Source organism: Aquisalimonas sp. 2447 (assembly GCF_012044895.1).
In the GTDB taxonomy this organism is placed as follows: Bacteria; Pseudomonadota; Gammaproteobacteria; order Nitrococcales; family Aquisalimonadaceae; genus Aquisalimonas.
Genome location: NZ_CP050695.1, coordinates 3,962,774 through 3,972,634, shown reverse-complemented (window position 1 = coordinate 3,972,634; position 9,861 = coordinate 3,962,774). Strand labels below are relative to the sequence as shown.

Sequence of the window (9,861 nt, the reverse complement as noted above, 5' to 3'; positions counted from 1 at the left end):
GGATGGACCCCCAAAAATGAAGCGGACGCTGATTCACCGAAAGATGGACTGCCGAGGCGGAACGCGCTTGTCCCGTAGGCAGCGTGCCATGCATGCAGACAAGCGGGCGGGGGACTCTCCGCCCGTCCGCGGGTAGTGCTGACGCATTGTTGGCTCGCCCGCCGAGTCTATACCCCGTTGCCGTGTTCATCCACAACCCGTCAGGATCGCTGTCCGGGTGTGCTCGGACCCGGATCAGCAAGAGTGCGGACTTGACCGACCCGGCCAGGGCGCCACGTTGTTCCAGAGCGGCCGTTGACAGGGTGCTTCGCGCAGGGGTAAATTCGCCGGCTCGATCGGCTCCGTGCCTCTTTCCACACGTCACCAGACAAACGGACATCATCATGAAGCGCACTTATCAGCCCAGCGTGATCAAGCGCAAGCGCACCCATGGCTTCCGTGCCCGCATGGCAACCAAGAGTGGCCGGCAGGTGCTGAAAGCCCGCCGCGCCAAGGGTCGGGCCCGGCTGACACCCTGATCCGGGGCCCGGTGTACGCGCTCGGAACGGCATTTCCCCGCACAGCGCGGCTGCTGACACCGCGGGCGTTCCAGCGGGTGTTTGCGGGCGCAGACCGGATCGCGGATCGCTACTTTACCCTTCTTGTCGCGGAAAATGCCGAAGCGCGCCCCAGACTGGGGCTGGCCATCGGGCGCAAGGTATCCCCTCGCGCCGTGGACCGGAATCGCATCAAGCGCGTCGCCCGGGAATCATTCCGGCATCATCAGGGAGATCTGCCAGCCGTGGACGTCGTATTGATGACCCGACCGGTGGCCCGTACCACCGATAACGGCACGCTCCACCAGGCGCTTGCACGGCTGTGGCAACGAGTGAGTCAGCGATGCGAACCGTCGTCACCGGCCTCCTGAGGGGCTATCAGCTCCTGGTCAGCCCGTTCCTCGGCAACTGCTGCCGGTTCTACCCCTCATGCTCGGAATACACCATTGAAGCGGTCGCCGCGCATGGTGTAGGCCAGGGCCTCTGGCTGGGGATCCGGCGTATTCTCAAGTGCCATCCATGGCATCCCGGGGGCGTGGACCCGGTCCCCGAATCAAAACCGGAAGATTGACGCTCGATGGAAACGCAACGGTTACTTCAGTTCTTCGCCCTGGGCCTTGTGTTGCTGTTCATCTGGACAGCCTGGGAGGACCAGTACGGCCGTTCCGCCACCGAGGAAACCGCCACCGAAGAGCGCGTTGAAGAGGCACCTGACGACGCACCCGCGGACGCCCCCGGTCCCGCAGACCCGGATGACGACGCGGCGCCTGCCGAGGCGGCAGAAGCCGACCGGGAGGAAGCGGCCCCCGCCACGGCCGCCGGCGACCGTATGGAGCGCGGTGAGACCATCCGGGTCCGTACGGACAAGCTGGATGTGGAGATCAGCACCCGCGGCGGCGACATCCGCCAGGTCGACTTGCTCCAGCATTTCAAGACCCTGGATCAGGAAGAACCGCTGCGGCTGATGTCGGACCGCCTGGACGCGTTGTTCATTGCCCAGGCCGGACTGGTTCCCCGGGAGGGGGATGGGCCCGGCCCTCGCAGCGAATTCCGCATCGAAGGCGATCAGCGTGAGTTTGAGCTCGGTGATGACCAGGATACGGTGGAAGTCCCGCTGGTATGGGAAAGCGATGATGGCATCCGGGTCACGCGGTATTTCGTCTTCAACCGCGACAGCTACGTCATCGATGTCCGCCACGAAGTGGAGAACACCTCGGACAGCGCCTGGGATGCGTATCAATACGCCCAGCTCCGATCCGGTGAGATCGATGATGGCACCTCCTGGTTTATCTACACCTATACCGGTGGCGTCGTCCATGGCGAGGAGGACCGCTACGACAAGATCTCTTTCTCCGACATGCGCAGCAGCGACCTCTCCCGCGACCTGCGTAACGGCTGGGGAGCAATCATTCAGCACTATTTCGTCGGTGCGTGGATCCCGCCCCGGGACGAGACCCACCGGTATTACACGCGGTCTCTGGACGACAATCAGTACCTGCTGGGGATGTCATCGCCGCGGAAGTCCATCGCCGCCGGTGACTCGGGGACCTTCGAGCACCAGCTCTGGGTCGGGCCCAAGGAGCAGAATCGCCTGGCCGAAGTTGCCGAGGGGCTGGATCTCACGGTGGACTATGGCTGGCTGACCATCATCTCCAAGCCCCTGTTCATCGCGCTGTCCTGGATTCACGGTATCGTCGGCAACTGGGGCTGGGCCATCGTCATCCTGACCATTGGCATCAAGCTGGCCTTCTACAAGCTCTCCGAGTTCAGTTATCGCTCCATGGGGCGCATGCGCAAACTGCAGCCGCGCATGCAGCAGCTCAAGGAGCGCTACGGCGACGACCGTCAGGCCCTCAACCAGGCCATGATGAAGATGTACAAGGAGGAGAAGATCAACCCGCTGGGCGGGTGTCTGCCGATCCTTGTCCAGATCCCGGTCTTCATCGCTCTTTACTGGGTGCTGCTGGAGAGCGTGGAACTCCGCCACGCGCCGTTCATCCTGTGGATTCAGGACCTGTCCAGCCGGGATCCGTATTTCATTCTGCCGCTGCTCATGGGCGCGAGCATGTTCCTGCAGCAGAAGCTGAACCCGGCTCCGATGGACCCGATCCAGCAACGAATCATGATGGCGTTGCCGTTCGTGTTCACGATCTTCTTCATGTTCTTCCCGGCCGGGCTGGTGCTCTACTGGGTGGTCAATAACAGCCTGTCCATCGCTCAGCAGTGGTACATCACCCGACAGATCGAGAAGGGCAGCAGCGAGTAGCGGAACGCCGCCATGACCGACACGATCTGCGCGGTCGCCACGCCCCCCGGTCAGGGGGGCGTGGGCATCGTGCGACTGTCCGGGCCCGCCGCGGCCGAGCATGCCACCAGCGTTGTTGGCACACTTCCCGAACCGCGTCGGGGCGGGTTCCGCCGTTTCCGCGGGCGGGACGGCGATGTGCTCGACGAAGGTCTGGTGCTCTGGTTCCCTGGTCCGGATTCGTTTACCGGCGAGGACGTGGTCGAGTTCCAGGGCCACGGTGGCCCGGTGGTCATGGATCGGCTGCTGCAACGGCTCACGGGGCTTGGTTGCCGCCTGGCGCGCCCCGGCGAGTTTTCCCAGCGCGCCTTTCTCAACGGCCGCATGGACCTGACTCAGGCCGAGGCGGTTGCTGATCTCATTGCCGCTGGTTCCGAGGCCGGGGCGCGGGCCGCCATGGCCTCCCTCCACGGTGCCTTCTCCCGCGAGGTGCAGGGCTTGAGCCATGCACTCATGGAGTTGCGGGTCTACGTCGAGGCGGCCATCGATTTCCCGGACGAGGAGATCGATTTCCTTGGTGACGGCGAGGTCGCGGCGCGCCTGCAGGATGCGCGTCAGCGCCTGCAGTCGGTAACGGACGCGGCGGGGCAGGGGCGCTTGCTTCGGGATGGCATGACCGTGGTGATCGCCGGTCGCCCCAATGCTGGCAAGTCCAGCCTGCTGAATGCCCTGGCTGATGCCCCTACCGCGATCGTCACTGCCGTTGCCGGCACGACTCGGGACATCCTGCGCGAGCAGATCCAGATCGACGGCATGCCGTTGCACGTGGTGGATACCGCGGGTCTGCGCGAGACCGAGGAAGAGGTGGAGCAGGAGGGGATACGCCGCGCCTGGCGGGCCATCGACGATGCCGATCGCGTACTGCTCGTGGTGGATGATTGCGATGGAGTAACCGCTGCAGACGAGGCGATTCTCGCCCGTCTGCCCGTGGAACTCCCGGTGACCGTGGTGCGCAACAAGGCGGATCTTTCCGGGGCAGCGACCGGGCTGGACGGCCACGGCCCGCGGGCAGAGATGGTCCTTAGCGCACTGTCCGGTGCCGGTATGGATGGATTGCGGGAGCACCTCAAGGAGTGCATGGGCTACAGTGCCGGTGAGGGCGGGTTCATCGCTCGCCGCCGCCATCTGGATGCTCTCCGGCGGGCGGATCAGTTCCTGCAAGACGCGGCTGCGCAATTGCATGTCGGGGCGGGCGAGTTGATGGCAGAGGAGTTGCGCCGGTCGCAGGATGCCCTGGGCGAGATTACTGGGGCCGTAAGCACCGAGGACCTGCTGGGCGAGATTTTCTCCAGTTTCTGTATCGGCAAGTAGGGGCGATCCGGTACGTTCCACGTGGAACGCCGGGCCCCGGAAACAGCCTCACGTTCACTGATACCGCGACCGCCTGCTAAACTGCCCGATTCTGCAACATACTGATTCCGGTCGCTTCGGCCTGGAGGACGCTGGTTTGGATTATCCCGAGCGCTTTGACGTCATCGTCGTCGGCGGTGGGCACGCCGGAACCGAGGCGGCCCTGGCAGCAGCCCGCAGTGGCGGGCAAACGTTGCTGCTGACCCACAACATCGAGACCATCGGGCAAATGAGCTGCAATCCCGCCATCGGCGGGATCGGCAAGGGTCACCTGATGCGCGAGATTGATGCCCTGGGGGGCGCCATGGCGCGCGCCACGGATCGTGGCGGCATCCAGTTCCGCACCTTGAATGCCCGCAAGGGTCCGGCGGTGCGAGCAACCCGGGCCCAGGCCGACCGCACGCTTTACAAGGCAGCGATCCGCTCCATCGTAGAGAACCAGCCCGGCCTGACGGTGTTCCAGCAGGGTGTGGACGACCTGCTCATGGATGGCGATCGCGTCCACGGTGTCGTCACCCAGATGGGGCTGAGTTTCCACGCCCCTGCAGTGGTGCTGACCGTCGGGACCTTCCTTGGTGGCCGTATTCACATCGGCCAGGACAACCACCAGGGTGGCCGTGCCGGCGACCCGCCCGCCAATGCCCTGGCGGAGAAGCTGCGTGCGCGTCCGTTCTGGGTCGGACGGCTGAAGACGGGCACACCGCCGCGCCTGGACGGCCGCACCATCGACTTCTCGGCTCTCGCCGAGCAGCCGGGAGATGATCCGGAGCCGGTGGCCTCGTTTCTGGGTTCCCGGGAGGACCATCCGCAGCAGGTCAGCTGCTGGATCACTTACACCAACCAGCGCACCCACGACATCATCCGTGGCGCCCTGGACCGGTCGCCTATGTTCTCCGGCGAGATCGACGGGGTCGGTCCCCGCTACTGCCCGTCGGTGGAGGACAAGGTGGTCCGTTTCGCCGACAAGACGGCGCACCAGATCTTCCTGGAGCCGGAAGGGCTGGATACCCATGAGGTCTACCCCAACGGCATCTCCACGAGCCTGCCCTTCGACGTGCAGCTGGCCTTGGTGCGCTCCTGCGCCGGGCTGGAACAGGCGCACATCACCCGGCCTGGCTATGCCATCGAGTATGACTACTTCGATCCCCGGGACCTGCGGCCGAGTCTCGAGACCCGCTATGTGCCAGGTCTGTACTTTGCGGGTCAGATCAACGGCACCACCGGGTACGAAGAGGCGGCGGCGCAGGGGCTGGTTGCCGGCATCAACGCGGCGCGCTCCGTGCGTGGTGAAGAGCCGTGGTCGCCGGGCCGTGATCAGGCCTACATCGGTGTGCTCATCGATGACCTGACAACTCGGGGTACCCTGGAGCCGTATCGCATGTTCACCAGCCGGGCGGAGTACCGGCTGCTGCTCAGGGAGGACAATGCCGACCTGCGGTTGACGCCCGTCGGCCGGGACCTCGGCCTGGTGGACGACGCGCGCTGGGAGGCTTTCACCCGCAAGCGTGATGCCATCCAGCGGGAGCAGCAGCGCCTCGCTGCGACGCTGATCCGACCCGCCGACATCAACGCCGAGGCCAGCCAGCGTTTGCTGGGTGGCCCGCTGCGCAAGGAGCAGCACCTGGAAGCGCTGCTGCGGCGCCCGGAGCTGGGCTACCGAGAACTCATGGCCCTGGTGGGTGATACCGGCGTTGACGATGCTGCGGTGGCAGAGCAGATCGAGATCCAGGCCAAGTACGCCGGGTACCTGGACCGTCAGCAGGAGGAAATCCAGCGGGCACGCCACTATGAGCACCTGAGCATCCCTGACGACGTGGACTACGACGCCGTGGCGGGTCTGTCCGCCGAGGTGCGGCAGAAGCTCGCCGAGCATCGTCCCGCCACGGTGGGGCAGGCCGGGCGCATTCAGGGGGTGACGCCCGCGGCGGTGTCTCTGTTGCTGGTGCATCTTCGCCGTGGCGACACAACGCCTCGCCGTGCCAGCGCATGAGCGAGAACTTCCCGTGCGCCGAAGTGGAACGGGCGCTGCGTCCCGCGATCGGTGAACTGGTTGCCGGCGAGCCACCCGTTGAGGCGCTGGTGGACTACCTGGCCCTGCTGCACCGCTGGAACCGCGCTTTCAACCTGTCGGCGGTGCGTGAGCCCCGGGAAATGGTGACCCGGCATCTGCTGGACAGTCTCACCCCCCTTCCCTATCTTGAGGGCGAGCAGCTCCTGGATGTCGGTACCGGAGCCGGCCTGCCCGGCATCCCCCTCGCGCTTTGCCGGCCCGATCTGCAGGTGACGCTGCTGGATACCAACAGCAAGAAGGTCCGGTTTCTGCGTCAGGCGGTGGCGGAGTTGCCCTTGAGCAATGTCAGCGTTGTTGGCACGAGGGTGGAGCAGTGGCACCCGGAGCAGCGTTTTGACACCATCATCGCCCGGGCCTATGCACGGATGGACGGTTTCGTCGCGGATTCCCTACACCTGCTGGCACCGGGCGGGCAGTTCCTGGCCATGAAGGGTCGCTTCGATGCCGACGCTGAGACGGCGGCGCTGCCGCGGGAGTGGCAGTACACGGTCAACCCGCTGCATGTGCCGGGACTGGATGCGACGCGAACGCTAGTTCGCGTCCGGCGCGACGCTGAGGTCATCGACGGAGACCACCATGGGTAGAATCATCGCCATTGCCAACCAGAAAGGCGGCGTGGGCAAGACCACCACTTGCGTCAATCTGGCCGCAGCGCTTGCCATGAACAAGCAACGCGTGTTGCTGGTCGACCTGGATCCCCAGGGCAACGCCACGGTGGGTTCCGGCATTGACCGCAATAACGTCCGCGTCAGCGGCTACCATGTCCTCATGGATGAGGTGTCCGTGCGCGAGGCCGTTCTCGAGGCCCCGGGCGGCGGCTTCGATCTGGTTCCAGGAAACGGTGATCTCACCGCCGCCGAGGTTGCGCTCATGGATGCCGAGAGCCGTGAGCAGCACCTCCGGCGGCAGTTGGCGCGTGTGCGCGACAGTTACGACTTCGTCCTCGTGGATTGTCCGCCGTCCCTGAACATTCTCACGGTCAATGCGCTGGTGGCCGCCCACGGCGTGCTCATTCCCATCCAGTGTGAATACTACGCCCTGGAAGGGCTGACGGCCCTGCTGGACACCATCCACCGGGTGCAGGAACAGGCCAACCCGGAACTGCAGATCCAGGGCCTGCTGCGGACCATGTTCGATCCGCGCAACAACCTGGCAACCCAGGTCGGCGCGCAACTGCTGCAGCACTTCCCGCGACAGGTGTACAGCACCCTGATTCCCCGCAATGTACGCCTGGCCGAGGCGCCGAGTCACGGCATCTCGGCCATCCAGTACGATCGCTACTCCCGGGGCTCGCTGGCCTACATGGCCCTGGCCAGCGAGATCATCCGCAAGAACATGACAGCGGCGGCCACCGCCTGAACGGACGGAGACCATGAGCCCCAAGAAACGAGGACTCGGACGCGGACTCGACGCCCTGCTGGGTGCCAGCGACAGCACCGACCCCGACGACCCGGGGGTGCTGCGGCAGCTGCCGGTGGAATGGCTCGAGCGTGGCCGCTATCAGCCCCGCCGTGAGATGGACCCGGCGGCGCTGCAGGAGCTTGCCGATTCCATCAGTGCCCAGGGCGTGGTTCAGCCCCTGGTGGTGCGCCCGCTGGACGACGACGACCAGCGCTTCGAGATCATCGCCGGCGAGCGCCGCTGGCGGGCGGCCCAGCTCGCCGGCCTTGGCGAGGTCCCGGCCATCGTCCGCGACATCCCGGACGAAGTGGCCGTGGCCGTGGCGCTGATCGAGAATATCCAGCGCGAGGACCTGAACCCTCTGGAAGAAGCCGTTGCCCTGCGCCGGCTGGTGGAGGAGTTCGGCATGACCCACCAGGCGGTCTCCGAAGCCGTGGGGCGATCCCGTGCTGCGGTGAGCAATCTGCTGCGTCTGCTTGAACTCAGCCCGGAGGTGCGTGAACGGGTCCAGAACGGCGAACTGGAAATGGGCCACGCCCGCGCCCTGGCGGCTCTCCCGCTGGATCAGCAGAATGCCGTCGCCGCCCGCGTGGTGGCGAAAGGGCTTTCCGTGCGCGCAACGGAGTCCCTGGTGCGCAAGGCCCTCGAGGGCGAACAGCAACAATCGAAGACGCAAGCTCCTCTTGACCCGGACGTGCGCCGGCTCCAGGACGATCTCGCCGATCGCCTGGGTGCCAGTGTCACCATCCAGCAAGGGCGTCAGGGCAAGGGCAAACTTGTCATTCAGTACGGCAGCCTTGACGAACTCGACGGTATCATCGAGCGCATCCGTTGACGCCGGTGTGGCGCGTTGACCCCCCCGGGGGGAGTCTTTATACTGCGCCGCTCAGGTGATGCCGCGCCTGGGCCGCGCAGGCCGCGCGGGTCAGGGGTTTCCACACGGAAACGCGAGGCATCATGGGAAGCAACGCTACCGTACGCGCCGTGTTCGGCGGCCAGGCGCTTGTTGCGCTGATCAGTGCCGGCGCCTGGTGGCTGGCCTCGGGCACCGAGGCGGCACTGGCGGCACTGGCGGGGGGGGCAGTTGCGCTGGTGCCCGGTCTGTACCTGGCCGTTAAGGTCTTTTCGGTGCCGCCGGACGCACCGCCCAAGCAGGTGCTCGGAGCGTTCTATCGGGGGGAAGCTGTCAAGTTCGGCCTGACCGCGTTTCTTTTCATCATTGCGTTGCAATGGTTCGCGTCGGTCTTCGCCCCCCTTATTGCGACCTACATTCTGGCCTTACTCGTCTACTGGATGGCGCTGCGTGTCGGCGTCACCGAACAGCGGTGAACAACGATGAGCGATAATTCGGGTGTCACTGGGTACATCCAGCACCATCTGACGCACTGGCGCATCGGCGATGGCTTCTGGGCCCTGGATCTCGACAGCCTGGCCGTCGGCTATCTGCTCGGTGCCCTGTTCTGCCTGATCTTCTGGGCGGCTGCGCGCCGCGCCACGGCCGGCACGCCCGGTCCCCTGCAGAACGCCGTGGAGTCCCTGATGGAGTTCATAGACGGCATCTGCAAAGACACGTTTCACGAAAAGAGCAATCTTGTCGCACCGCTGGCCCTGACCATCTTCGTCTGGGTCTTCCTGATGAACCTGATGGATCTGGTCCCCATCGACTTCGCGCCGGACTTCATGGGCGCCCTCGGCTGGGACTACTTCAAGATTCTGCCGGTGGTGAACCTGAACGTCACCTTCGGGCTGTCCCTGTCGGTGCTGGCGCTGATCATCGTGTTCAGCCTCTACTACAAGGGTCCGGGCGGTTATCTCAAGGAACTGCTGTTCCACCCCTTCGGCCCCTGGCTGCTGCCGTTCAACCTGCTGCTGAACATCGTCGAGACCCTGGCGAAGCCCATCTCGCTGTCGCTGCGACTGTTCGGCAACCTGTACGCCGCCGAGCTGATCTTCATCCTCATTGCCACCCTGACGCTGGGCTTTGGCAGCTCCTGGGGCGAGATGCTGACCAGCCTCAGCGGCATCACCCTGCTGATCGGGCAGACGATCCTGGCCGCGGTCTGGGCCATTTTCCACATTCTCGTGGTGCCCCTGCAGGCGTTCATCTTCATGATGCTCACCGTCGTCTATCTGAATATGGCGGCTGAACATCACTGAATGGGTTCACTGTTTTAGCAACTTACTGTCATACGACTCGG

The 9,861-nt window shown here is 65.0% G+C and carries 11 protein-coding genes; all 11 read left to right on the top strand.

The genetic code is table 11. The features are described from left to right. The first annotated feature begins 383 nt into the window (after nucleotides 1–383). The 11 genes from rpmH to atpB all read left to right on the top strand — a co-directional run bounded on the left by rpmH (nucleotide 384) and on the right by atpB (nucleotide 9,820). Nucleotides 384–518 carry a 50S ribosomal protein L34 gene (gene rpmH, locus KU884_RS18795; RefSeq protein ID WP_167784350.1) on the top strand — a complete coding sequence of 45 codons (135 nt, stop codon included), beginning with the start codon at nucleotides 384–386 and terminating at the stop codon, nucleotides 516–518. A gap of 11 nt (nucleotides 519–529) precedes the next feature. Continuing rightward, complete coding sequence (gene rnpA / locus KU884_RS18790) at nucleotides 530–907, top strand: ribonuclease P protein component (protein WP_217351395.1); 378 nt, start codon at nucleotides 530–532, stop codon at nucleotides 905–907. Further along, nucleotides 880–1,107: a membrane protein insertion efficiency factor YidD gene (gene yidD / locus KU884_RS18785; RefSeq protein WP_217351394.1), complete on the top strand. Its 228-nt coding sequence runs from the start codon at nucleotides 880–882 to the stop codon at nucleotides 1,105–1,107. The genes rnpA and yidD overlap by 28 nt, the downstream gene beginning before the upstream one ends. A gap of 6 nt (nucleotides 1,108–1,113) precedes the next feature. Continuing rightward, nucleotides 1,114–2,802 carry a membrane protein insertase YidC gene (yidC, locus tag KU884_RS18780; RefSeq protein WP_167784047.1) on the top strand — a complete coding sequence of 563 codons (1,689 nt, stop codon included), beginning with the start codon at nucleotides 1,114–1,116 and terminating at the stop codon, nucleotides 2,800–2,802. A 12-nt stretch (nucleotides 2,803–2,814) separates the two neighbouring features. Next, entirely contained in the window at nucleotides 2,815–4,152 is a 1,338-nt protein-coding gene (mnmE, locus tag KU884_RS18775) for a tRNA uridine-5-carboxymethylaminomethyl(34) synthesis GTPase MnmE (RefSeq protein ID WP_167784046.1), read from the top strand. Between the two features lie 136 nt (nucleotides 4,153–4,288). Further along, a complete protein-coding gene (gene mnmG, locus KU884_RS18770; protein ID WP_167784045.1) occupies nucleotides 4,289–6,181 on the top strand; it encodes a tRNA uridine-5-carboxymethylaminomethyl(34) synthesis enzyme MnmG in 1,893 nt (630 codons plus the stop codon). Next, the gene (gene rsmG / locus KU884_RS18765; RefSeq protein ID WP_167784044.1) at nucleotides 6,178–6,846 is read left to right on the top strand and encodes a 16S rRNA (guanine(527)-N(7))-methyltransferase RsmG; all 669 of its coding nucleotides are present in this window, start codon (nucleotides 6,178–6,180) and stop codon (nucleotides 6,844–6,846) included. Before mnmG ends, rsmG begins: the two co-directional genes overlap by 4 nt. Next, nucleotides 6,839–7,621, top strand: a complete 783-nt coding sequence (locus KU884_RS18760) for a ParA family protein (protein WP_167784043.1) — start codon at nucleotides 6,839–6,841, stop codon at nucleotides 7,619–7,621. Before rsmG ends, KU884_RS18760 begins: the two co-directional genes overlap by 8 nt. Before the next feature lie 13 nt (nucleotides 7,622–7,634). After that, nucleotides 7,635–8,498, top strand: coding sequence for a ParB/RepB/Spo0J family partition protein (locus KU884_RS18755; RefSeq protein ID WP_167784042.1), 864 nt, complete (start codon nucleotides 7,635–7,637; stop codon nucleotides 8,496–8,498). Between the two features lie 122 nt (nucleotides 8,499–8,620). Further along, a complete protein-coding gene (locus KU884_RS18750) occupies nucleotides 8,621–8,992 on the top strand; it encodes an ATP synthase subunit I (RefSeq protein WP_167784041.1) in 372 nt (123 codons plus the stop codon). 6 nt (nucleotides 8,993–8,998) lie between these two features. Beyond that, entirely contained in the window at nucleotides 8,999–9,820 is an 822-nt protein-coding gene (gene atpB, locus KU884_RS18745) for a F0F1 ATP synthase subunit A (protein ID WP_167784040.1), read from the top strand. The last annotated feature ends 41 nt before the right edge of the window (nucleotides 9,821–9,861 follow it).

Coding starts and splice junctions, on each gene's coding strand:
- KU884_RS18755 (WP_167784042.1), top strand. CDS start 7,635: ATGAGCCCCAAGAAACGAGGACTCGGACGCGGACTCGACGCCCTGCTG.
- rsmG (WP_167784044.1), top strand. CDS start 6,178: ATGAGCGAGAACTTCCCGTGCGCCGAAGTGGAACGGGCGCTGCGTCCC.
- KU884_RS18750 (WP_167784041.1), top strand. CDS start 8,621: ATGGGAAGCAACGCTACCGTACGCGCCGTGTTCGGCGGCCAGGCGCTT.
- yidD (WP_217351394.1), top strand. CDS start 880: ATGCGAACCGTCGTCACCGGCCTCCTGAGGGGCTATCAGCTCCTGGTC.
- atpB (WP_167784040.1), top strand. CDS start 8,999: ATGAGCGATAATTCGGGTGTCACTGGGTACATCCAGCACCATCTGACG.
- rpmH (WP_167784350.1), top strand. CDS start 384: ATGAAGCGCACTTATCAGCCCAGCGTGATCAAGCGCAAGCGCACCCAT.
- mnmE (WP_167784046.1), top strand. CDS start 2,815: ATGACCGACACGATCTGCGCGGTCGCCACGCCCCCCGGTCAGGGGGGC.
- KU884_RS18760 (WP_167784043.1), top strand. CDS start 6,839: ATGGGTAGAATCATCGCCATTGCCAACCAGAAAGGCGGCGTGGGCAAG.
- yidC (WP_167784047.1), top strand. CDS start 1,114: ATGGAAACGCAACGGTTACTTCAGTTCTTCGCCCTGGGCCTTGTGTTG.